The sequence below is a fragment of the Hyphomicrobium sp. genome, from assembly GCF_051860585.1.
Taxonomy (GTDB): domain Bacteria; phylum Pseudomonadota; class Alphaproteobacteria; order Rhizobiales; family Hyphomicrobiaceae; genus Hyphomicrobium_C.
The window spans coordinates 44,071-66,879 of the sequence record NZ_JBHYDS010000005.1; the positions used below are offsets into that span (position 1 = coordinate 44,071).

21 protein-coding genes are annotated in these 22,809 nt (G+C 65.0%); 9 read left to right on the forward strand and 12 right to left on the reverse strand.

Annotated elements, in window-relative coordinates; translation table 11 throughout:
* Nucleotides 1-5: 5 nt before the first annotated feature.
* Nucleotides 6-443 (reverse strand): DoxX family protein, encoded by a 438-nt coding sequence (locus ACTIFK_RS09395; RefSeq protein WP_439542807.1) that lies wholly within the window; start codon nucleotides 441-443, stop codon nucleotides 6-8.
* A 276-nt stretch (nucleotides 444-719) separates the two neighbouring features.
* Between ACTIFK_RS09395 and xth the strand changes: the two genes are divergently transcribed.
* Together xth and ACTIFK_RS09405 are read left to right on the forward strand one after the other, a co-directional pair.
* On the forward strand, nucleotides 720-1,547 hold the full coding sequence (xth, locus tag ACTIFK_RS09400) for an exodeoxyribonuclease III (RefSeq protein ID WP_439542808.1): 828 nt from the start codon (nucleotides 720-722) through the stop codon (nucleotides 1,545-1,547).
* A gap of 17 nt (nucleotides 1,548-1,564) precedes the next feature.
* The gene (locus tag ACTIFK_RS09405) at nucleotides 1,565-1,873 is read left to right on the forward strand and encodes a hypothetical protein (protein ID WP_439542809.1); all 309 of its coding nucleotides are present in this window, start codon (nucleotides 1,565-1,567) and stop codon (nucleotides 1,871-1,873) included.
* Between the two features lie 38 nt (nucleotides 1,874-1,911).
* Here the strand turns inward: ACTIFK_RS09405 and ACTIFK_RS09410 are convergent, their stop codons facing one another.
* Nucleotides 1,912-2,232 (reverse strand): PRC-barrel domain-containing protein, encoded by a 321-nt coding sequence (locus ACTIFK_RS09410; RefSeq protein WP_439542810.1) that lies wholly within the window; start codon nucleotides 2,230-2,232, stop codon nucleotides 1,912-1,914.
* 207 nt (nucleotides 2,233-2,439) lie between these two features.
* Here ACTIFK_RS09410 and ACTIFK_RS09415 point away from each other — a divergent pair, with 207 nt between their 5' ends.
* Nucleotides 2,440-3,681 carry an acyl-CoA dehydrogenase family protein gene (locus tag ACTIFK_RS09415; protein WP_439542811.1) on the forward strand — a complete coding sequence of 414 codons (1,242 nt, stop codon included), beginning with the start codon at nucleotides 2,440-2,442 and terminating at the stop codon, nucleotides 3,679-3,681.
* Nucleotides 3,682-3,721: 40 nt separating this feature from the next.
* Here ACTIFK_RS09415 and ACTIFK_RS09420 read toward each other — a convergent pair whose 3' ends face one another.
* Nucleotides 3,722-5,434, reverse strand: a complete 1,713-nt coding sequence (locus ACTIFK_RS09420) for a DUF1565 domain-containing protein (protein WP_439542812.1) — start codon at nucleotides 5,432-5,434, stop codon at nucleotides 3,722-3,724.
* Between the two features lie 91 nt (nucleotides 5,435-5,525).
* A complete protein-coding gene (locus ACTIFK_RS09425; RefSeq protein ID WP_439542813.1) occupies nucleotides 5,526-5,864 on the reverse strand; it encodes a hypothetical protein in 339 nt (112 codons plus the stop codon).
* A 558-nt stretch (nucleotides 5,865-6,422) separates the two neighbouring features.
* Here ACTIFK_RS09425 and glpD point away from each other — a divergent pair.
* The gene (gene glpD, locus ACTIFK_RS09430; RefSeq protein ID WP_439542814.1) at nucleotides 6,423-7,940 is read left to right on the forward strand and encodes a glycerol-3-phosphate dehydrogenase; all 1,518 of its coding nucleotides are present in this window, start codon (nucleotides 6,423-6,425) and stop codon (nucleotides 7,938-7,940) included.
* Between the two features lie 34 nt (nucleotides 7,941-7,974).
* Here glpD and ACTIFK_RS09435 read toward each other — a convergent pair whose 3' ends face one another.
* The 3 genes from ACTIFK_RS09435 to ACTIFK_RS09445 form a co-directional block, all read right to left on the reverse strand.
* A complete protein-coding gene (locus tag ACTIFK_RS09435; protein WP_439542815.1) occupies nucleotides 7,975-10,242 on the reverse strand; it encodes an alpha,alpha-trehalose-phosphate synthase (UDP-forming) in 2,268 nt (755 codons plus the stop codon).
* Between the two features lie 245 nt (nucleotides 10,243-10,487).
* Entirely contained in the window at nucleotides 10,488-10,706 is a 219-nt protein-coding gene (locus ACTIFK_RS09440) for a hypothetical protein (protein ID WP_439542816.1), read from the reverse strand.
* A 101-nt stretch (nucleotides 10,707-10,807) separates the two neighbouring features.
* A complete protein-coding gene (locus ACTIFK_RS09445) occupies nucleotides 10,808-12,232 on the reverse strand; it encodes an APC family permease (protein WP_439542817.1) in 1,425 nt (474 codons plus the stop codon).
* 230 nt (nucleotides 12,233-12,462) lie between these two features.
* Here ACTIFK_RS09445 and ACTIFK_RS09450 point away from each other — a divergent pair, with 230 nt between their 5' ends.
* Together ACTIFK_RS09450 and ligD (ACTIFK_RS09455) are read left to right on the forward strand one after the other, a co-directional pair.
* Complete coding sequence (locus tag ACTIFK_RS09450) at nucleotides 12,463-13,317, forward strand: Ku protein (RefSeq protein WP_439542818.1); 855 nt, start codon at nucleotides 12,463-12,465, stop codon at nucleotides 13,315-13,317.
* A gap of 42 nt (nucleotides 13,318-13,359) precedes the next feature.
* Nucleotides 13,360-14,979, forward strand: coding sequence for a non-homologous end-joining DNA ligase (ligD, locus tag ACTIFK_RS09455; protein WP_439542819.1), 1,620 nt, complete (start codon nucleotides 13,360-13,362; stop codon nucleotides 14,977-14,979).
* 9 nt (nucleotides 14,980-14,988) lie between these two features.
* Here ligD (ACTIFK_RS09455) and ACTIFK_RS09460 read toward each other — a convergent pair whose 3' ends face one another.
* Nucleotides 14,989-15,264, reverse strand: coding sequence for a transglycosylase (locus ACTIFK_RS09460; RefSeq protein WP_439542820.1), 276 nt, complete (start codon nucleotides 15,262-15,264; stop codon nucleotides 14,989-14,991).
* Between the two features lie 78 nt (nucleotides 15,265-15,342).
* On the opposite strand from ACTIFK_RS09460, the gene ligD (ACTIFK_RS09465) reads away from it, so the two are divergent.
* Complete coding sequence (gene ligD / locus ACTIFK_RS09465; protein WP_439542821.1) at nucleotides 15,343-16,389, forward strand: non-homologous end-joining DNA ligase; 1,047 nt, start codon at nucleotides 15,343-15,345, stop codon at nucleotides 16,387-16,389.
* A 102-nt stretch (nucleotides 16,390-16,491) separates the two neighbouring features.
* Here the strand turns inward: ligD (ACTIFK_RS09465) and ACTIFK_RS09470 are convergent, their stop codons facing one another.
* A complete protein-coding gene (locus tag ACTIFK_RS09470) occupies nucleotides 16,492-16,647 on the reverse strand; it encodes a hypothetical protein (RefSeq protein WP_439542822.1) in 156 nt (51 codons plus the stop codon).
* A 298-nt stretch (nucleotides 16,648-16,945) separates the two neighbouring features.
* On the opposite strand from ACTIFK_RS09470, the gene ACTIFK_RS09475 reads away from it, so the two are divergent.
* Entirely contained in the window at nucleotides 16,946-17,812 is an 867-nt protein-coding gene (locus tag ACTIFK_RS09475) for a pirin family protein (RefSeq protein ID WP_439542823.1), read from the forward strand.
* A 286-nt stretch (nucleotides 17,813-18,098) separates the two neighbouring features.
* Here the strand turns inward: ACTIFK_RS09475 and ACTIFK_RS09480 are convergent, their stop codons facing one another.
* The 3 genes from ACTIFK_RS09480 to ACTIFK_RS09490 all read right to left on the reverse strand — a co-directional run bounded on the left by ACTIFK_RS09480 (nucleotide 18,099) and on the right by ACTIFK_RS09490 (nucleotide 22,477).
* Nucleotides 18,099-19,898: an ABC transporter ATP-binding protein gene (locus tag ACTIFK_RS09480; protein WP_439542824.1), complete on the reverse strand. Its 1,800-nt coding sequence runs from the start codon at nucleotides 19,896-19,898 to the stop codon at nucleotides 18,099-18,101.
* An 821-nt stretch (nucleotides 19,899-20,719) separates the two neighbouring features.
* Nucleotides 20,720-21,508 carry an SDR family NAD(P)-dependent oxidoreductase gene (locus ACTIFK_RS09485; protein ID WP_439542825.1) on the reverse strand — a complete coding sequence of 263 codons (789 nt, stop codon included), beginning with the start codon at nucleotides 21,506-21,508 and terminating at the stop codon, nucleotides 20,720-20,722.
* 66 nt (nucleotides 21,509-21,574) lie between these two features.
* Nucleotides 21,575-22,477 (reverse strand): LysR family transcriptional regulator, encoded by a 903-nt coding sequence (locus ACTIFK_RS09490; protein ID WP_439542826.1) that lies wholly within the window; start codon nucleotides 22,475-22,477, stop codon nucleotides 21,575-21,577.
* A 226-nt stretch (nucleotides 22,478-22,703) separates the two neighbouring features.
* Here ACTIFK_RS09490 and ACTIFK_RS09495 point away from each other — a divergent pair, with 226 nt between their 5' ends.
* Entirely contained in the window at nucleotides 22,704-22,805 is a 102-nt protein-coding gene (locus tag ACTIFK_RS09495; RefSeq protein ID WP_439543073.1) for a DUF1127 domain-containing protein, read from the forward strand.
* Nucleotides 22,806-22,809: the final 4 nt, after the last annotated feature.

Genomic DNA, 22,809 nt, shown 5'->3' on the forward strand with positions numbered 1-22,809 from the left:
GCGGACTAGAATTCTCGGCCGAGCTTTGCGTCGACCGAGTGGGCGTTCCCGCCTCGAATGACGAAGAAGAACAGCACGGCCGCCCAGATCAGGGACTTTTCAGCGCCGCCGAATCCTTCGGCCTTGAAGACCCAGTGGAAGTAGACCGTCACCAGCAGCACGATCATGGTGGCGAAGGCGGCGGGCCGGGTGAAGAGGCCGATGATCAGCAGCAAACCGCCGATGGTTTCCGTGGCGGCCAGCAGCGGCGCCCACACGCCGCCGGGATAAAAGCCCAGGCTTTCGACCATTCCGATCACGCCGTCGAGATTCCCGAATTTGGGTGCGCCGTGCAGCACCAGCAGGAAGCCGACAAAGACCCTCAGCAGCGTCTCTGCGATCTCGTGGAACGAGCCGTAAACCGGTGCGAGAGCTGGAATGTAATAGCGCTTGTCATTGATCATGGTGTCAGTGCCTTTCTGGCTTTTCGAAAAACTCGGCTCGTGCGGATCTTCGCAGCGTTCCCGCTTAACGATCCTGTAAGACGTCTCAGTGAAGGGCTGAGATTCCCGCTCTCGTCAAGCCGCGCGGCCGAACCGGCGCTCTTCCCGATGACTGCGCCGGTCAACCGATTGGCGGATTGCCGATTTTTCCCGGCACCGGCCTCGCGCCGCGAGCAGCAGTCCCCGGCAGAGCCTGCTAGGGTGATGCCGGAGCTGGAACTTCCGATGTGAGGCAGCGTGGGCATACGCCGGGCCAAGCCGACCAAGAGACAGCCGAGGGCCGCGACGCTCACGGTCGCGACCTTCAACATCAACAACATCAACCGGCGTTTGCCGAACTTGCTGAGCTGGCTGAAGGCCGCCACGCCCGACGTGGTCTGCCTCCAGGAACTCAAGGCGGCGCATGATCAGTTTCCCGCCGCGGAATTGCGAGAGGCGGGATACGAGGCCGTGTGGCAGGGGCAGAAAACGTGGAACGGGGTCGCCATTCTGTCCCGGCGGGGGGAGCCCATCGTCACCCGCACGGCGCTTCCCGGCGATGCGCACGATCAGCAGGCCCGTTATATCGAGGCGGCCGTGGGCGGCATTCTGATCTGCAGCCTCTACCTGCCGAACGGCAATCCCCAGCCGGGTCCCAAGTTCGACTACAAGCTGGCCTGGTTCCGGCGGCTGAACGCTCACGCCCGCAGGCTGCTGCGCTCGGGCGCGCCGGTCGTGCTGGCCGGCGACTTCAACGTCGCGCCGACCGACATCGACATCTATCCAACCAAGTCGTGGGACGACGATGCACTCGTGCAGCCCAAAAGCCGCGCCGCCTATGCCCGGCTGCTGAACCAAGGCTGGACCGATGCGGTGCGGGCCCTGCACGGCGACGAGCGGGTCTATACCTTCTGGCACTATCTGCGGAAACGGTGGGAGCGGAACGCGGGCCTGCGCCTCGACCATATCCTTCTGAGCCCCGAGCTTGCGTCCCGGCTCGTCAGCGCGCGTGTTGACCGCGCCGTGCGGGGCATGGAGGGCGCAAGCGATCACGCACCGGTCTCAGTTGTTTTGCAAATGCCTTGAGGACAGGACGTCACCCCATGCACCTCGTGCAAATTCTTCTGCCGCTTCACGACGCCAAGGGACGGGGATTCCCGAAATCCAAGTACGAAGCGGTTGCGGCCGAGTTGACCGACCTCTTCGGCGGCGTGACGTCGTTCACGCGCACGCCGGCCGAGGGGCAATGGAAGCCGGGGGAGCATCCGGCCAGCGAAGACGACATCGTCGTCATCGAGGTCATGGTGGGGACGCTGGATCCCAAGTGGTGGGGAAAGTATCGCAAAGGTCTCGAACGGGCCTTCAAACAGACGAGCATCGTCGTTCGCGCCCAGGACATTCAGTTGCTCTAACACGCGTCTGCTCTAACCCGCGTCGCGCAGCGTTGCCGCTAGACTGCACCGGCGGCCCATAGCGGCGTGACGGCCACGTCGAATTCCGGCGCCTCCTCGAGCTCCGCGATCGTCAGACCGACGACGTATCCCTGCTGGCGGGTGTCGTACTTCAACGAGTCCCAGGGCAGCGGATGGTAGCGCAGTCCGATGCCGAGCACGCCGCCGAATGACATGATGGCATAGGCGATGCGACCCGACCTCTTGTCGAGCATCACATCGTAGATCTCGCCAAGCTGTTCGCCGCCGGTGTTGAAGACGGGGGTGCCCGTCACCTTGCCGGCGGAGATCAAGGCTGTCGTTTCGTCGGGATTGTCCATCGCGTTTTCCTTTGTGCAGTCAGCCGTTATGGAACGCAGATGCGGCTCGGGAGTTTCATTGGCCGTCACTTGCCCGCCCAACCGCACCCGCCTCAATGCCCTCCACCCCCGAACGCGAGACCAGCATCCCAGGCGGGTGTTCGGGTGCCTGCGGCGCAATCCGCCCGGCCCCTGCGCCGGAATTGATTTCACCTTCCGAGAGGTTGCATGCCGAACATCGAGACGCGCGATCCTAGCGTTAATCCTCGACCCGCCGAGTTGATGTCACCGTGGAAGACCGAGACGCGCGTGGCGCTTCAAGCCGAGGCACGCGCCTTCGCACGTGACGTGGTGCTGCCGATCGCGGACACGCTCGATCCGCAGAAAGCCGAGATGCCCCGCGCGCTCATCGAGCAGATGGCCGCCAAGGGGTGGTTCGGCATCACCATTCCCGCCGAGCATGGCGGTCTCGGTCTCGGCGTGTTCGAGTACTGCCTCGTGTCGGAAGAGCTTGCGCGCGCATGGCTCTCCGTCGGCAGCATCCTGGCGCGCGGCCAGGGGCTTGGCACGCAGACGCTCGACGACGAGCGGCGGCGCGATCTGCTGAAACGCTCGGCGAAGGGACAATGGATCGGCGGCATCGCGCTCTCCGAGCCGACGGCCGGATCCGATCTCGCCGGCGTCGAGACGCGCGCCGTGCGCGACGGCGATCACTGGGTGCTTACCGGCACCAAGCGTTGGGCGGGCTTTGCGCTCGCGGCGGATTTCATCGAAGTGCTGGCGCGGACGCGCGATCCTGAGGACGGCGAACCCCGCTCGGCGGGACTCGAGCCGTTCCTCGTGGTCAAGACGCCCGGCACGTTCCCCGAGCGCATGACGGGGCACGTCATCGACAAGATCGGCTACCACGGCTTCCTCACCTGGCATCTCGAGCTCGACGGGGTGCGCGTGCCCGAGGGCGACCGGCTGACGGGGCTCTACGGCGACGGCGGGGCGGACGCGGACTCAGGCGGCTTCGCAGCCGTGCAGCGCGGCCTCAACATCGCCCGTGTGCATACGGCCGCGCGCGCGGTCGGCGTCGCGCAGGGCGCGCTCGAAGACACCTGGGTGTATCTGCAGGAGCGCGAGCAGTTCGGCCATCCGATCGGCGACTTCCAGGCGCTGCGGTTCGCGCTCGCGGACATGGCGGCCGAGGTGGCCCAGGCGCGCGCGTTCTGGCAGCAGGTCGCGCACTTGTTGGACCAGGGCGAGGCTGCGGAGGCGGAATCGGCGCAGGTGAAGCTGCTGGCGACGGAGATGGCCGTGCGCGTCACCAATCAGGCCATGCAATTGCACGGCGGCAACGGCTACACGACCGAACGGCGGGTCGAGCGCTATTGGCGGGATGCGCGGCTGACGACGATCTTCGAAGGCACGAGCGAGATCCAGCGCCGCATCATCAGCGATCGCATGTTGCCCAAGCCCTCGTGATGGGTCGCGTGGCGGACGCGAGGCTCCTGCTGCGTCGCTGCTACTTTGCGCCGAGCTTCTTGAGATAGGCGCGGGCGAGGTTGGCGCGGAATCCGTCGGGGTAGGCTTCCACGAAGGCGGTCCAGGCGTCTACCGTGCCGAGTTCTTTAGCCGCTTCGAACGCATCCTTGGCGGGGATCTCCGCGTGGCTCGGTTGCGCGTCCGCCTTCTTGGGCGGAGGAGTCTTTTTCGCCGGTTCAACTGGCGCGGCGTCGCTCGCCGGCTCTTCTGCAGGGGGCGTGTTCGCTTCCACGGGAAGCTCGTCTCTGCGTGGCGTGGCTGCATCGGGCGCATCTGACGGTGGCGCGGTTGCCGCGCCGCCGCCTTGCAAGGCGCCAAGGTCAGTTCCTGACTTGCCTTTTCCCGACGCGGGGCTACCGGGCTTCAGCCGGAAATCTCCCTTCGCGGGATCGACGAACATTGGATCGGCCGGCGGGACAATCCCTGCGCCGAACGCGATTTTCACGCTGCCATCGGCATATTTCGTCTGAACCATCGACTGCGAAACGCTGACCTTCAACTGCGCACAGCCGCTTTCGCAGGCCACGGCAAAATCCTGGCCCTCGGCGTTGCCCCAGAAAATGGCGTTGGTGACCGTGTGCGAATCCGGCGCTACACCTTGATAGGTGTCGATGAAAAATCCGATGCCCGGTCCTTTGCAGCCGGGCGCGAGGGCGCCGACGTTGGTGATGTGATCGAAACGCGTCGTCGTAGGACCCGACCCGTTAGAGCCGCCGTCGACCAGGATGTTGCCGCCGCAGTTGCCGTCATAGATTTCGTGCGAGGCGATGCACGTCGCGCCATCGTCGCAGAAGAAGCCGCCGCCTCCGTCACCGGCGCGGTTGCCTCGGTAGAGGTTCCTGCTCATGGTCGCCGTGGTCGGTTGATTGCCGGGCGTGAACGCGCCGATGTAAAGCCCGCCCCCCCATTGCGTCACGCTGTTGCCGATGAACGCATTGCCGGTGATGGTGAGCGTGTTTCCGAACAGATAGAGCGCGCCGCCGTGGGCGCCCGAGGCTTCTGTCCCGGAATTGCCCGTGATGAGGTTGTCTTCGATCGCCACCTCATTTTCGTTCTTGCCGTCGTTAAGGAAGATCGCTCCACCCCGGCCGCACGCGTTGGCGGCGAAGACGTTGCCCTTGATCGTGCCTGAGACGTTCGCGAGCGCAACGCCCGCGCCGGCCAGGGTTTCATCACTGCAGGTGTTGTCGTGGATGAAATTGTTGGTGATGTCGAAGCGTTGCGACTCGTAGAAATCGCGGTTGATGGCCTGCGAGTAGCCGCTGATGTCGAAGCCGTCGATCGCGGTGAGCTGGCCGTTCGGCGCAGGGTCTTCATATCGGATGAATGACCCACCCTTCCCCTTCGCCTTGCTGGCATATTTGGCGCTGTCGCGGACCTTGAAGCCCGAGCCACTTTGGAATCCCCCCGCGAGCGTCAGAAATTTCTCGCCGGGCTTCAATTGCTCGGCGTAGATGCCCTCTGCGACGCAGATGACCGCTCCGGACTCCGCCGCCTCAAGCGCTTGCCCAATCGTCTTGTGTGGCGATTGGGCCGTGCCGTCGCCGCCTTTTGCGGCCGCATCCACGTAAACGGTGCAGGCCGGAATGGCCGTCGCGCGGGCGACGGAGACAGCGCTTGGGATTCCGCCCTGCCCGGCAAACGCGGCCGTCACCTGCGACAGCGCCATTGCTGCAATCGTGGCGCGCCTCATGGCATGGCCTCCAGCCTGGATCGGACGTGCGCTCACCGCACGGATGGCCGCCATCCTGAACCACGGTGTTCACCGCGGCAAGATGCTCAGATCAGGGATTTTTTGTCGACGGGCCGGTGCGGGTGTCGGGCGGGCCTTGCTGGCCGCTCGAGTCCTGCGATGGGGTGGCGGTGTTGTCCTGGTCGCGCTGGCCATGCTCCGCGCCGCGCTCGCCTTTCGCAATGTCCGCCGCGTTCTCGCCAGAGCTTTGCGAGCCCTTCTCGGGATCGGACGCGGTGATGTTCGGCCCGGCTGCATCGAGGGTTGGTGGTTTTTCGGTCTTACCGACGCCAGGCGCGGGCTCGACGCCCGGGCCGGACGTGCTCGCGTCTTCGGCCATGGCAATCGGCGCGGCAAGGATCAGCATCGTGGCGACGACGAGAGCTTTCATGACGGCGGCCTCCTTGGCGTGGTCATGCACAACACGTCGCCGAGGGAGGCGGTTCCCGCCGGGCATTCATCGATCGTTTACATGAATTCACTCTCCGCTTCCTAAATCTCAACCATTCAATGGTTTGTGGGTCATACTCCGCGCATTGAGACGTTTACGGCCGCGGAAAAATGGAGGTTTCGATGACCTACTTTCTGATCGGTCTGCAGATCGGAGGCGCCGTAGGTTTTCTCCTCGCCGCCTGCATGGGAGTTGCGAGGAAAGACGACGACTCCTTCCACACCGAAGCGAATTTCTTGCGAATGCAACCCCCGGACGCTGCACGCGATCGGCGTGGGCACGGCTTGCCGAAGCGGTAGCTTCGAGCCGCGCGGGGAACCCTTGACCATCGTCAGTTGTTGAGCAGCCGAGCCCGACGCTGGCGATCGACCCTCACGGCCCGGGCTTCGTTCCCCTGACTTAAACTTTGCGCCCTCGGCCGACCGTCGGGGGCCTTTTTCTTTCGCCTCGCGTATGGTGCTGAAACGTGATTCCACGGCGGATCGACGCGCGGGGGCCATGAGCGACGCACTCTTCGACTTGGCGGTAATCGGCGGAGGCATCAACGGCGCGGGCATCGCGGCCGATGCGGCTGGCCGCGGGCTCAAGGTGGTCTTATTCGAAAAGGGCGATCTGGCCGGCGGCACATCGTCTGCCAGCTCCAAGCTCATTCACGGCGGATTGCGCTACCTCGAGCATTGGGAGTTCCGGCTGGTACGCGAGGCGCTGGCGGAACGCGAGGTGCTGCTGCAGCGCGCGCCGCATCTCATCTGGCCGTTGCGCTTTGTGATCCCGCACGCGAGAGGAATGCGGCCCCGGGCGCTGTTGCGGATCGGCCTTGCCCTTTACGACCGGCTTGCGGCGCGGCGGCTCATCCCCGCGTCCGGCGAGCTGGATCTGACGCGCGATCCCGCGGGGCGCCCATTGCGGCCCGAGATGCACTCCGGATTCTCCTACTACGACTGCTGGGCGGACGATGCGCGCCTTGTCATCGCCGCCGCACTCGACGCCCGCGAACGCGGTGCATCAATCCGCACGCGCACTCCCGTCACGCAGATCGCGCGCGTTGGCGACGAATGGCGGGTTACGGCCTCCTCGCCAGTCGGGGTGGTGACGGTTCGTGCGCGGGCCCTCGTCAATGCCGCCGGGCCGTGGTGTGCAGAGGTCGCGGGACTCGAGGCCGCTCAGGATCGTGTGCCGAAACTGCGGCTCGTGCGCGGATCGCACATCGTCGTGCCGCGCATCGCGGGGGCGGACGACGCCTACCTCCTGCAGAATGGCGACGGCCGCGTCGTGTTCGCACTTCCCTTCGAGCAGCGCTTTACGCTGATCGGCACGACGGACGTTTCTGTTTCCACGCCCGACGACGGATTTCTGACGAGCGCCGAAGAGGAAGACTATCTGCTGGCCGCGGCGGCGCGGTTTTTCGCGCAACCGCTCGCCCGCGACGACATCGTGTGGCGGTTCGCCGGCGTGCGGCCGCTGGTCGACGACGGCACGGCCAAGGCCTCGGCCGTCTCGCGCGATTACCGGCTCGATCTGATCCAGCCGCCGGGAGGCGCGCCGCTGGTCAACGTCATTGGCGGCAAGATCACCACGTTCCGTCGCCTGGCAGAGGCTGTTCTCGCGCGCCTCGCGCCGACGTTTCCGGGCATGGGTCCGGCATGGACGGCGCAAGCGCCGCTGCCGGGCGGCGATTTTGGACCGGGAGGTGTTGCGGGTTATCGGCAGGCGCTGCTTCGCCGCTACTCCGGCATTTCCCCCGATACGCTCGGCCGTCTCGTCCAGCGTTACGGCACGCGGGCCGATCTTGTGCTCGGCGGCGCGCAGTCGGACGGCGACCTGGGGCCCGCCATCGGTAGCGCGCTCACGGCGGCGGAAGTCCTCTACCTCCGCGATCATGAGTGGGCCCTGACGGCGGACGACGTGCTGTGGCGGCGTACAAAGGCCGGGCTGCACATTGCCCCCACCCAGCGCGCGGCGTGCGCGGACCACGTCGCGGCGCTGCTCGGCAGCTCGGGCGCCGACGCTCCTTAGTCTTAATCCGCCTCAGCCTTAGTCCGTGCCAGCCTTAGTGCGCGCCGGTGCCGGCGATTTCGAGAATGTGCCGCTTTTTACGCAAGCGGCTGGCGTCGAGAAGCATGCGTCCCGCCCAGCGATAGACATTGCGCGAGCTGACGTAGGCACGCATGAGGCGCATACGTTCGTGCTGCTCGGCTTCGGGCATCGTGAGCGCGCTGTGCAGCACCTCGCCGGTGGCATGGGCATCGTAGGGGTTGATGATCAGCGCTTCCGCAAGCTCGCGCGACGCGCCGGCAAAATGCGACAGCATCAGCACCCCCTGCTCGTCGTCGCGCGCGGCAATGAACTCCTTGGCGACGAGGTTCATGCCATCGTGCAGGCTCGAAACGATACAGACATCGGCCGCTCGGAACAGTTCGAAGACCTCCCGCGGCTCGTGATGGCGAATGATGAGTTGAACCGGCTTCGGCGTGACGTCGGCGTATTTCGCGTTGATCTCGTCGGCGAGCGCCAGCGCCTCGTCCTGCAAGGCCTTGTAGGTCTGCAGCTTGCTGCGCGTGGGCGCCGCGGCTTGGACGATCACGAAACGGCCGCGCCATTCGGGATGCTCCTCGAGCAAGGTATCCACCGCGCGGATGCGGTCCAGCACGCCTTTCGTGTAGTCGAAACGCTCGATGCCGACCGCCAGCTTGGTATCTTGCGGCAGGCCAAGCCGTTCGCGCACGTTTTGCCGGCACTCGGCGATGCTTTTCTGCCCGACAAGCCCGGCCGGCGGCCAGTCGATGGAAATCGGATACGGCCGGATAAACGTTTCGTGGCCCTGTAGCGTCACGGATTCCTGTTCGCGATCGATGCGGCTTTCGATGAAGCGGTCGACGGTCTCAAGGAAGTTGTTGCAGTGGAACTGCGTGTGGAAACCGATGATCGAGCTGCCAAGCAGGCCGTGGATGATCTCCTCTTTCCATGGGAAGATGCCGAAGGTCTCCGAGTTTGGCCACGGAATGTGCCAGAACGTAATGATGGTCGCGTCAGGCAGTTTCTCGCGCACCATGCGCGGCAGCAGCGCGAAGTGATAATCCTGCACGAGAACAATCGGCGCGCTTGTCTTCGCCTCCGCGACCACAGCATCGGCGAAGCGCTGATTGATGGCGCGGTAGGTGCGCCAGTCGGCTTCCCGGAACACCGGCCGCGTGAAGGCGATGTGGCAGAGCGGCCATAGGCCTTCGTTGGCCAGACCGTAATAGTAGCCGTCCTGCTCCTCCTCCGTGATCCAGATGCGGCGCAGGTTGTATTCGGGATTTTCAGGCGGCACGCCAATGCGATCGTGCGCATCGACGGTGTCGCGGTCGGCGGTGCCGCTGCCGTGCGCAATCCACGTCCCGCCGCACGCACGCATGACGGGCTCGACGGCTGACACGAGGCCGCTGGCAGGCGTCTGGATCTCGATGCCGTCGGCCCCGTGGTTGTGGATGTAGGGCTCGCGATTGGCAACGACCAGAACCTCGACGCCCGGCAGTTCCTGCATGATCTCGCGCAGCGTCTCCTTGCTCCAATTGGCCTGATCGCGGTCGACGTTCACATGGCTCATCTCGAGCTGTCGCAGGATCTGGCGGACTTCCTTGTCCATCGGCCCGATGGAGCCAGCGATTTCCGGCACCCCGCCCCGGGCGACGGCGCCGATGACGGCTTCGCGGAAGCTGCGCATCCAGTTGCGGATCAAGTAGAGCACGAGGCCGACCGCGAGAGCTCCGCCGACGAGAATGACGCCGCCCAGCATGATCGTGACGTAGGTGCGCGCTTCCTGGCCGCGATGCTCGGAAAAGCTCAGGTCGTGGACGACGATGAAGTGGCCGCTGGCCGGCTCCGTGCCGAGCGGGAATGTGCCGATCAACATGCGGCGGCCGTTGACGGTAATCGACGAGAAGCTTTCGGACTCCGTGCGCGCGATCTTTTCGCAGGAAATGGCGGGCGGCATCAGCGGCGTTGCATATTGGGGCGTGCTGGCTCCGCGGCAGACGCCGACGGCGACGATGCGCGGATCGGCGACGACACGCTCGAAGAGCGCCTTGATCTGCTCGCCCTCGCCGTTCGTCAGCATCGCGGAGAGCGGGCCGCCGATAGAATTGAAGACGAGGGCAGAGCGGGATTCGACATCGCGGCGCGACCAGTCGTCGATCAATGAGGTGAGCAGCGGGCCGAGCAAAGTGATCGCCAGTACGGCGATCGCCGCAGCGATGGCACCGTAGCGCGCGATGAGACTGATCGAGTTGACCGCGCTTGGTTTGATGGATGGGCCGCGTAGCGTCGCGCGGCGCATCAGATCGGCGAATGAATTAATCGCTTTAACCTCCGGGAAACGGGGCCGACGCCGCAAGGGTGACTGGGCGTTTTCCGCGGGACTGCGGGCGATGCTGTCTGAGGTCAACTTTCTATACCGACTAGGTTTTCACGAACCAATACGTAGCCTCCCGCAGCCGACGCCCTGCGATGCACAGAATTCAGGGCCGCTCACGCGGCCCCACGAGTTTGCAGTCCGAGTCTTTTTGTTGTTTTTTCGAATGACTAGCGATGCTGATCGCGGCGCTCATCGCGAGCACGCTGCTGCTCACCTTCATCGACATTGTCACCCTGCTGCGGACTGCGGCGCGGGGCCTGCTCGCCGGGCCGCGCCGGGTTGCCGGGGTTATTCCGCTCGGCCTGACGGTCCTTGTCCTTCTGGGTCTGCTGGTCACGCTGAGAAGCGCCGCCCTGCTGGGCAGGAGTGCGTTTTTGGTCCTTCATCACACGTCTCCTTGGGAGAGGATTTGAGGATAGCCCTCAAGCAACGCGCCGAGCCGGGATTAGGTTCCGGCTTAAAATGCGAGGTTCCGCAATTGGATCGGCTAGTTACGGGTGCCTCGGCCGCTCAGATCTTCCGGCAGCGGATCGGCGGGATGCACGCCGCTCCTGCGGTTGATCCAAACCGTAACAAACCAGAGCGCGATACCGACTAGGAGGAGCATGCCGGCCACCTTGTATTGCACCGGATCGCGGCCGGTCCAGGGCCCGGCGAGAAAGGCGCAGCAGACCGCGCCGAAAACCGGAAGCGCCGTCGGCGTCCGGAAATGCTTATGCTCGACCGCGTCACGCCGCAGGATCAGCACGGCGACGTTCACGACAGTGAACACACAGATCAGCAACAACGCCGTCGTGCCGCCCAGCGCCGGCACCTCGCCGACAAACGTCACGAGCGCACACGCGAGAAGGGTTGTGAACCCGATGGCGACGTACGGCGTGCGGCGGGTGGGATGGACCTTGCCGAGCACGGGCGGCAGCACGTGCTCCCGGCTCATGCCGTAGACCAGCCGGCTCGCCATGAGCATGTTGATCAATGCGCTGTTGGCGACCGCGAACATCGTGATGAAGCCAAACACGGCGAGCGGGAAGTTCGGCGCGCCCGCGGCCACCACCTTGAGGAGCGGCGTCTCGCCTTCGCCGAGCTCAGCGGGGGGGACGAGCGTGATCGCGGAAATGGACACGAGCACGTAGATGGTGCCCGTGATGACGAGCCCGAGCAGGAGGATCTTGGGGAAGGTGCGCGTCGGGTCTTCGGTTTCCTCCGCCATGTTGACGCTGTCCTCGAAGCCCACCATGGCGAAGAACGCGAGGGTGGTGGCGGCGACGGACGCCCAAAGCCAGCTGCTGCCTTCGGGAGCCTTGAACTCGAATACGCGCGAGACATCGCCCTGCCCGCCCGCAATGGCCCAGAAGCCGATGACGATGATGATGAGCAGGCCTGTCAGCTCGACGACGGTGAGCACCACGTTGAGCTTCACGCTTTCGCCGACGCCGCGCAGGTTGACGGCCGCGATGAGGCCCATGAACGCCAGTCCGATGGCGGTGATGCCGATGCCGCCGGCGAGCCCGAGGCCGAGGGCGTCCGACAGGTTGGCGGCGAAGGCGCGCGAGGCGGTGGAGGCCGACGTGATGCCGGACGCCATGACCGCGAAGGCGACCAGGAAGGTGATGAAATGGATGCCGAAAGCCTTGTGCGTATAAAGCGCGGCACCTGCGGCGCGCGGGTATTTCGTGACGAGTTCGAGGTAGCTGAAGGCCGTCAGCAACGCCACGAAGAAGGCCATCAGGAACGGCAGCCAAACGGCCCCGCCGACGAGGTTCGCCACCTTGCCGGTCAGCGCATAGATGCCGGTCCCGAGAATGTCTCCGACGATGAAGAGGAGCAGCAGCCACGGCCCCATGACGCGGTGCAGAGCGGGTTCCGTCCCGGTGGGGGACGCGTCATCCGGTTTTGCGTCGCTCGTCGTCATGGGTGCCCCCCGGCTCGGTCGCGCGGAGAGTTGCAACAGCGCCCCCTCCGGTCAACCTTCAGTTCTCCTCCTGCCAACACGCGACCCGCCAAATGGAGCGGCCGCCTGCCGTTAACCGCGCTCGTCAGTGAAACCGAGAAGATTGAACCTTGCTGGCCCATATGGCGTTGTTATCATGGTCTCACCCCCAGATGTTGTGGGGCAGGCCTCAAGCTCGTGAGTACCGCGTCATGCCCAAGCACGCCCGCGCCTATTGGAAGGGATTTCTCCGGCTGTCTCTCGTGACAATCGGAGTCGAGGTTTACAACGCCGTGGAGTCGAAAGCGGACATCTCGTTCCGGCAGATCCACAAGCCCTCCGGCAAGCGGGTGAATTACGAGAAGGTCGTCCAGGGCATCGGCAAGATCGACAACGCCGACATCGTCAAGGGCTACGAAGTCGACAAGGACACCTACATCACGCTCGATCCCGAAGATATCGACGCCGTGAAGCTCGAGAGCAAGAAGACGATCGATCTCGTGCAGTTCGTCGACGCCGAGGATATCGACTACCGCTATTTCGAGCGCCCCTACTTCGTGACGCCAACCGACGAGCTTTCAGGCGAGGGCTACGTCGTGATCCGCGACGCGTTGCGAAAGACGGGCAAGGTCGGCCTGGCGCAGATCACGATCTCGGGCCGCGAATGGCTCGTGGCGATCGCGCCGCTGGACGACGGCCTCGTCATGGAGATGCTGCGCTACGAAGACGAGCTCAGGAAGCCAGCCGATTTCTTCGATGAGGTTCCCGGCACCAAGCCCGACAAGGAAATGGTCGATCTCGCCGTGCAATTGATCGGCAAGAAGACGGCGGCGTTCAAGCCCGAGAAGTTCGAGGACCACTACCAGACGGCGCTCAAGGCTTTGATCCAGGACAAGCTCAAGGGCCGCAAGATCGTGGCGCACGAGCAGGACCGGCCGAAGGGCGGCAACATCGTCGATCTCATGGAGGCGCTCAAGAAGAGCGTCGGCGCGAGCGGATCGCCCAAATCCACCAAGTCACCGGCTCCCAGCAAACCGAAAGCCAAGACGACGAAAAAGCGGGCTTGAGCGGCTCAACGCCGGAGCAGGTAGAGGCAGACGGATCCGGAGATGGGCAAAGCCGCGAAAAAGCTTTCCACATACCGGGCCAAACGCGACTTCAAGAAAACGGCGGAGCCGTCCGGCAAACACGCCGTCTCGGCCGCCAAGTATCCCCGCTTCGTGATCCAGAAGCATGACGCCACGCGGCTGCACTACGATCTGCGGCTCGAAGTCGATGGCGTCTTCAAATCGTGGGCGGTGACGCGCGGTCCGTCGCTCGACCCGTCCGAGAAGCGCCTCGCCGTTGAGGTCGAAGATCACCCGCTCGACTACGGCGATTTTGAAGGCACCATCCCCAAAGGCGAATACGGCGGCGGCACGGTGATGCTGTGGGACCGCGGCTTCTGGCTGCCCGAGGGCGACGCCTCCCCGTCAAAGGCGCTGCGCGACGGCGATTTCAAGTTCGTACTGGCGGGCACAAAGTTGCAGGGAAGCTGGGTGCTGGTTCGCATGAAGAGCGACCGGATGGGCGGCAAACGCACGAACTGGCTGCTGATCAAGCATCGTGACGACTATGCCAAGTCCGGCGATGGCGAAGGTATTCTCGGTCAGGATCGCTCCGTTGCATCCGGCCGCAGCATGGCGGACATCGCGAAAGGCAAGGGCAACGCGCCGAAGCCGTTCATGCTCGGACAGGCCGCGAAAGCGAAAGCCGATGCCGTGTGGCATTCCAACGCCGGCGCATCGTCCAGCACGTCGGCTGCGTCGAACGCGGCGGCGACGGGGCCGAACGTCGTGCGCGGCATCACGATCTCGAATCCCGACAAGGAGCTTTGGCCCAAGACCAAAGGCGAGGCCGCGCACAGCAAGATCGATCTGGCGCGCTATCTCGAGGCCGTCGGCGCGTGGATGGTCGATCACATCGCCGGGCGGCCCTGCTCCGTCGTCCGCGCTCCGGACGGACTCGGCGGCCAGACCTTCTTCCAGCGCCACGCGATGCGAGGAACGTCCGAGCACGTCACGCTCGTCAAGGTGGCCGGCGACCGAGAACCTTACATTCAGATCGACTCCGTCGAGGGACTGGTCGCGATGGCCCAGGTGGCGGCGCTGGAATTCCATCCCTGGAACTGTGCGCCGGGCGCGCCGGAAACGCCGGGCCGGTTCGTGTTCGATCTCGATCCCGCGCCGGATGTCGCATTCGACGAGGTGGTCGCCGCGGCCAGCGAGCTGCGTGACCGCCTCGAAGCGCTCGGGCTCACGCCGTTCTGCAAGAGCACAGGGGGGAAGGGTCTCCACGTCGTGACGCCGCTCGTCGTCAACGCCCGGGACAAGCTCGGCTGGGACGAGGCCAAGACGTTCGCGCATGCGGTCTGCGAGGCGATGGCCCATGACAGCCCCGACCGCTACCTGACGACGATGACCAAGAAGCTGCGGAACGGGAAGATCTTCCTCGACTACCTGCGCAACGACCGCACGGCAACGGCGGTTGCTCCGCTCTCGCCGCGGGCTCGACCCGGCGCGCCGGTGTCCATGCCGCTGACGTGGGCGCAGGTGCGCAAGGGCCTCGATCCGATGCGCTTCACGATCAAGACGGTGCCGGGATTGCTCGCAAAATCGAAGGCGTGGGACGGCTATGCGAAAGCCGGCCGGCCGCTCAAGGACGCGATCAAGCGTCTGATCGCGTCCTGAGTGATGCGCTCAGCGTCCGCGCCAGAGCCAGAGCGTTACCGCGGCACCGAGAATGGCCGCGACATAGAGAAGGATCGAGGGCAGCAGGCCCAGGATGACGCCGATATGAAAGCCCATGAACGAGCCTGCGATTCCGACGAGGGCGTAGGTGATGTCGCCCGCACCGGTCGCACCGGCGACCTGGCGTCCGAGCCAGCTTCGACCATATCGATTGAAGACGAGCCCCACGACGATGCCGATAACGATAAGGATGATGAAAGTGCCAATGGCGGTGGTTACGATCATGGATGGTCTCCCGGAGCGCCCGTCTCCCGAACCGGCGACGGGGCAGTATCTAATGCTCATTGCACGTCGGAAGTTCCCGTGAGCAAAGCCGCATCGCACCGCGTGCGCGCGAAAACGTCGGCGCGCGCCGCATCCGGCAAGGTCCGCGCGCCCGCGCAGAAGTCTGCGCCGCCGCCCCCGTTCGTGCCGCCGTGCCTCGCCACGCTCGTAAACTCTCCGCCGGACGGCACAGACTGGGTCCACGAGATCAAGTACGACGGCTACCGGCTGCAGGCGCGGATTGCGGACGGCCGGGTCACGCTGCTCACCCGCAGCGGCATCGACTGGACGGGGCGGTTTTCGTCCGTCGCCAAGGCGCTTGCGAAACTCGCGGTCACGTCGGCGTTGCTGGACGGCGAGGTTGTGGTCGAGACGGCCGGGGGCGCGACGAGCTTCGTGGACCTTGTCGCCGCTCTCGAAGCCGGCCGCTCGGACGACATGCTGTTTATCGCCTTCGACCTTCTGCATCTCGACGGGGTCGATGTCACGTCCGCGCCGCTGGGCGACCGAAAAGGCCTGCTGGCTGCGATCATGAAAACCTCGCGCTCGAAGCGGCTGCGCTACAGCGAGCACTTCGCATCCGACGGATCGACCATGCTGGAAGCCGCCTGCAAGCTTGGTCTCGAAGGCATCATCTCGAAGCGCGCGGATCTTCCCTATCGCTCGGGGCGGCGCTCCGACTGGCTGAAGTCGAAATGCATTCTGACCGACGAGTTCGTCATCGGCGGATTTCTGGTGTCCAGCGTGGACGCGAAAGCCGTGGGCGCGCTCGTGCTCGGGACCTTCGAGAACGGACGCCTCGTTTATGCCGGACGGGTCGGGACGGGTTTCACGCGCACCGTCGCCGGGCGGCTGTGGCAGCAGCTTTCGCCCGCGAAAGTCACTGCCTCTCCATTTGCAGGCCGGCTGACTGCCGATCAGCGCCGGGGCGTCGTGTGGGTCCGGCCCGACCGCGTGGCGCAGATCGCGTACCGCAGTATCACTGGTGACGGCCTGCTCCGGCATGCGGCGTTCAAGGGACTGCGCGAGGACAAACCGGCCGCAGACGTGGGCCGGCCGCGCGCGTGGCGCGACCGCACGTCCTGAGTTCAAATCGTACGCGCGACGCCCGGCTCAATCTCTTGTGCCCAGACGTCGCGCGCGGCCGCAATGGTACGGCGGATGAAGTCCGCATCGACCGGCGCTGGCTTAGGCCAGCACGGCGCAAAGATCCTCATAGGCATTCGCAGCTTCGAACCGCACGCCGCCGGACAGATAGGGGCGGAATCGCTCGAGGTCGGCGCGGACGGCGCGGTTCGCGGCCGCCACCGCGGGTGACAGCGTCATGCCGCCCCGATCGCTCACGACGACGTCCTCCTTGCAGTGACTTGTCGTCCTGCCGATCGAGGACGGCGGCACGGAACGCCGCGCGCAGCGTTTACCGCATGTGGACGGGCCGCCGACGCATCGCCGCAGAAGGTGCCGCGGCGATTTTCACTGGTGCCGAACCGGAACCGGTGCGGCACCGCCGAGCCCTTGCTGCGACGACCACCGATGCGCATTTAACGGTCGACACAGGCATTGCCTGGAAATGACACAGGAACTTGCCTGAACAAGCAGGCTCCCTGCTTCGTGCGGGTGCAGCCGGAAAGGAGATCCGAACATGCGTAAGATCCTTGGAGTGACCGACAGTCCGCGCCAGCACTGGGTTGGCGACGGCTTCCCGGTGCGCTCGTTGTTGTCGCCCGATAGCATGCTCAGTCCGTTCCTGCTGCTCGACTATGCGGGGCCGGCGCATTTCACGCCGACCGACAAGCCACGCGGCGTGGGTCAGCATCCGCATCGCGGCTTCGAGACCGTGACGCTCGTCTACCAGGGTGAGCTGGAGCACAAGGATTCCACCGGCGGCGGCGGGACGATCGGTCCCGGCGACGTGCAGTGGATGACGGCCGCTTCGGGCATTCTGCACGAGGAGTTTCATTCGGAGACATTCACGCGCACGGGCGGCACGCTCGAGATGATCCAGCTCTGGGTGAACCTTCCCGGCAAGGACAAGAAGGCGAACCCCGGCTATCAGACGCTGTTCGACCGCAACATTCCGTCCGTCACACTCGACGGAGATGCCGGACGGGTGCGCGTGATCGCGGGCGCGTTTGCGGGCCAGGCGGGACCGGCGAAGACGTTCACGCCGATCAACATCTGGGACGTGCGGCTCAACCGCGGCAAGACCACGACGTTCGCACCACCGGAGGGCCACACGGCCGCCATGGTGGTTCTGGCCGGAACGGTTCTTGTCAATGTCGAGCAAGTCGTGCGCGGCTCGCAGCTCGTGTGGTTCGACCGCACGGGCGGCGAGATCACCGTCGAAGCGAACGGTGATGCAACGATCCTCGTTCTCACCGGCGAGCCGATCAACGAGCCGGTGGTGGCGCAGGGGCCGTTCGTGATGAACACCGTGGGCGAGATCAAGCAGGCGATGCTCGATTTCCAGCGCGGCAACTTCGCAACGACGGCTGCGACGATGCACTAAGCGCGATCCATTCCCCTCCCCCTTGTGGGGAGGGGTTAGGGGTGGGGGGAAGCCCGACAACAGCCGGTCTGCAATCCCCCCCCCTCCTAACATCCCCCACGTCGCGGCGCAGCCGCGCCTTCGGCGCGAGGGGGGAGGAACAGGTGGCGTTCGAACGGAATGTTCCACTCAATGACCGGGAGGGGCAGAAGCTCGCACCGGCGTGTGGCCCGACTTCCCCTCGCCCGTCCTTTTTGCTGCCCCTCACCCTGGCCCTCTCCCCGTGAGAACGGGGAGAGGGAAAGTGTTACTCCGCGGCGCGGAGGTCGCCGGTCTGCTGCTCGAACAGGTGGCGATACCGGCCGTTCGGGTTGCGCATCAGCACACCGTGCGGTCCGTCCTCGACGATGCGGCCCTGGTCGAACACCAGAATGCGATCCAGCGTCCGAACCGTCGAAAGCCGGTGCGCGATGACGATCGCCGTGCGGCCCTTCAACAACCGTGCAATCGCGGCCTGGATGAGCTGCTCCGAATCCGAATCGAGGCTCGAGGTTGCCTCGTCCAGGATCAGGATCGGCGCATCGACCAGGAACGCCCGCGCCAGCGCGATGCGCTGACGTTCGCCACCCGACAGCTTCACCCCGCGCTCGCCGACGAGCGTCTCGTATCCTTTCGGAAGGCGGGCGATGAAATCGTGCGCATTGGCAAGCCGCGCCGCGCGCTCGATCTCGTCGATCCGTGCGCCCGGCCGCCCGTAGCCGATGTTCTCGGCCAGCGTGCGGTGGAACAGGATCGGCTCCTGCGGAACGATAGCGACCCGTGATCGCAACGATTGCTGCGTCGCCTGCGACACGTCCTGACCGTCGATCAGGATCTGCCCGCCGGTGACGTCGTACAGGCGCTGGATGAGCTTGACGAAGGTGGTCTTGCCGGACCCCGAGTGACCCACGAGACCGACGCGCTCCCCGCCCTTGATCGTGATGGAGAGACCTTCGTAGAGCGGCGTCGTGTGCGCGCCGTAATGGAAATCGACCGCATCGAACCGCACCTCGCCGGCCGTGATGGCGATCGGCGCCGCATTCGGATGGTCCGAAATACCCATCGGGGTTGCGTGCAATTCCACGAGTTCATCCATCTCGTTCACGGACCGCTGCAGGTTGTGCACGTGCATGCCGACGTCACGGAGATAACCGTGCACGACGAAGTAGGTCGTCAGCATGTAGGTCACGTCGCCGGGCGTCGCCTGGCCGCGCCACCACAGCCACAAGCCCACAGCCGCCAGCGTCGAACGAACCGTGAGCAGCACGACGTGCTGGCCGGTGCCCGACAACGTGTGGCGATACCACGTGCGCGCGGAGCGCCGCTTCCAGCGGGCGACGACCGCAGCCAGCCGCGCGTCCTCACGGTCTTCCGCGCCATAGGCTTTCACCACGGCGTTGCAGCCCAGCGCATCGGCCAGCGTGCCGCCGACGCGCGTATCCCACGCGTTGGAGAGTTTCGAGGCCGGCGCGATGTAGGTCGTCGCAAGAACGACCGTCGTCGCCACATAGATGAGCGCGCCGATGGCGACGACGGCGCCCATCAGCGGCCACTGCACAGCCAAGAGAATGGTCGTGGCGACGAGCACGAAGGCGGACGGAAGCAAGGCCAGAAGCAGCGTGTCGTTCAACTGGTCGACGGCCCACATGCCGCGCGTGACCTTGCGCATCACGGAGCCCGCGAAGCTGTTGGCATGCCAGTCCGTCGAGAACCGCTGCACGCGCGCGAACGTCTCCTGCGCGATGTCCTGCATCATGCCGAGCGACAGCGGGATCATGCCCATCCAGCCCCAGTGGCGCAACGCGACCATGCCCGCGCCGAGCGCAACCATGGCGGCGAACGCCTCGAGCGCGCGAGAGAGCGCGACATCGCGCGCCGTATCGGCAAGCAGCAGGGCGTCGACGAGCCGTCCCGAGAAGAAGGGGATGAACACGTCGGCCAGGGTGGCGAGCACAATCGCGCCGGCGACGGTGGCCAGCATTCTCTTGCGGCGGGCCCAATGGCGCGCGGTGTAGGCGAACACGGCGCCCATGGCCGAGCGCGTGGGCTTTTTGCGATGCGTTGTCATGTCTTATCCGGCGCAAGGCGCCGACTCCGAAGAATGGGGACCGCTGACGGGGGCGCTCCTCGCGGGGGCGCCGGCGATCCGATTTGAAATTGTGAGAAAGCCCCTGAGGGCAATGGGTCGCTTCGGCGAGCCCGTGCGCGTACGACTTAAGAGTGGCGGACGCGGATTGATACCGGGCTGCGAAGCAAGCGCGTGGTCGTCATGCTGTCCTCCCGGGTTGAGTTGCTACGGCCCCTATAACAGCCGCTCCGATTGCTGGCAAGGTGTGCGCCTCGCCACATCACGCGACCTAACGCGCCGATCCGGCAATTTGATGGCGGTGGACTTGAGCTGGCTACCCCGCCGATAGCGATCAGCACGCGCACAACCGCCGCGCTCCTGGCTTGCTTGCGTAGGCCCCGACCTGCGTCGGGGTGACGTTGAGTTTGGGTGTCAGGCCAATACACCCGTCATGCCGGCGAAGGCCGGCACCTACGCAAATTTCGGCACATGACACGATTGGGTTTCCAATGAGCCAGGTCCTAGCTCGCCCTGAACTGCGATTGGATTCTATTTAAAACGGCATCTAGCGCCTTTTCGCTGTTTGTTGCTTCGACTTCAATCCTGTCGAACATTGGATCCAACACAGCCATCTCATGGTCGGCCCCGGTATTACTCGCTGGGCCAAATGCTGGAGACAACCGGAACACGTCGTAGCGAAACACGCGCGCGGTAAAGCGAGATCCACGTACAGCTCAATTTTAAAACTCAACGGTTGGTCGTTGGGCCCGACCGGATGCTCCATCTCATAACAGATACGAGTTTCTGGACTTGGGCCATGACTAGAACACCGTGCGGACGAGGCCGCCTTCGGCGCGAATACACGAGCCGTTGATGGCGGAGGCGCGGGCCGAGCACATGAACGCGACCGTATCGCCGATCTCCTTGGGGTCGATCAGACGGCCGATCAGCGAGGTCGGGCGGTTCTGCGCGATGAACTGGCGCTCGGCATCGGCCTGGCTGACGCCCGGATAGATGCCGCCGATGAACTCCTCGACGCCCGGCGTGCGCGTCGGGCCGGGCAGCACCGAATTCACGGTGACATTGGTATTCTTGGTCAGCTCGGCGAGGGAGCGCGCGATGGACAGCTGCATCGTCTTGGTGGCGCTGTAATGGGCCATCTCGGGAGCGGGGGTGACACCGGACTCGCTCGAAATGAACACCACGCGGCCATGGCCGCGGTCGAGCATGCCGCGCAGATAATGGCGCGTCAGGCGTACGCCGCTCATGATGTTGACGTCGAACAGGCGCTGCCAGGATTCGTCCGTCTCCTCGAAGAACCCGACCGCTTCGTAGATGCCGAGGTTGTTGACGAGGATGTCGACATCCGGCAGCGCGGCGATGGTCGCGGCGCATCCGGCGGCGGTCGCGTTGTCGGCAGCGAGCGGGACGAGAACCGCATTCGGTTGGGTGGCGCGAAGATCGGCCACGGCCTTGTCCACGCTCGCTTGCGTGCGTCCGTTGATCACGACGCGCGCGCCTTCGGCGGCCAGCGAGCGGGCGATTTCGAGGCCAATGCCGCCGGAGGACGCGCTGACCAGCGCGGTCTTGTTGGCGAGTTCGAAGTTCATGCGATGTCCTTCGGTTGGAGTTCGCCGCCGGGCGTGCCGGCAGGCTCTGAAAAACGGAGGGTCGATCTAGGCGGCAGCGGCCTTCTTCTGCTTGGACACTTTTTGCCCGGTCGCGACGCTGCCGAACTCGTCACGCAGCACGGCGGCCAGTTCCGACGCCATGTCGTTTTGCGTGTTTCTCGGGAGGTAGAGATTGACGTGGCACACCGGCAATTTCGGGAGCCCCGTCGCGTCATTCAAGATCTCGAGCGCATTGGGCACGGCGCACGTCAGCATCGGCGCGACAGCAAGATCTGCTTCGAGGGTCGCAATCATCGGCTCGAGGCTGTTGCTCTCGCTCACAGGGCGCCACTGCCGCTGCCATTTGGCCAGAGCCGCCAGAGCATAGGGGCGGAAGGCGCAGGTCTCCGCGCCGAGCGAGACCGGCAGCGGGTCGCGCAGGTAGGCATCGCCTCCGATGCCGCCGACCCACACAAGTTGATCCACGAGCAGGCTTTCCGCGCGCGCGGGGCTCGTCATTTCCGTCGTCAGCGCGAGATCGAGCTCGCCGCGGTGGAGCGCATCCAGCAGGAACCGCGACGTACTCGTCAGGAGCGACACGCGTACGTTCGGAAAGCGCTTGTCGAAGCGGCGTAGAACCTTTGGCAAAAAGCGGGCAACCAGATCGTAGGGTACGCCGAGGCGGACTTCGCCTTCGAAGGCGGGCGCGGTCATGGCGCGCCAGGTTTCATCATTGAGCGCAATCAGCCGCTGGGCAAACGTCAACAGGCGTTCGCCGTCGGGGCTCAGCACGAGCTTGCGCTGCTTGCGAAGAAAAACGGCCGTGCCGAACACGTCTTCGAGGCGCTTGATCTGCTGGCTCACCGCGGCCTGCGTGAGACTCAGCGCGCCGGCCGCTGCCGTGACCGAACCGGTTTCAACGACCGTCGCGAAGGCACGCAGCAAGCCGATGTCGATGTTTCGGGCCATCAACCGCTCCATAAGCGTTTGTTATATCGCCGATGAAATACATTTGCTTCACTAATGTCAACATGTGCCCTACCACAGGCTTCCTTTTGATTGGAGCACGTCAATGGAGCACGCACTCTCCGACACCTTTGCCGCCGCGCGCCACAACGGACTTGCCGTTCGCGCCGGCCGGGTCTTCGCTCGTCTCGAACTTGCATTTCGAGTTGCGCGCGAGCGCCGCCAGCTTATGGCGTTGGATGCTGACGCGTTGAAAGACATCGGTCTCAGCCGCGCGGATGCGGATGGTGAGGCGGGGCGTAAGTTTTGGGATCTGCCTCCCGGGCGGTAGGGCG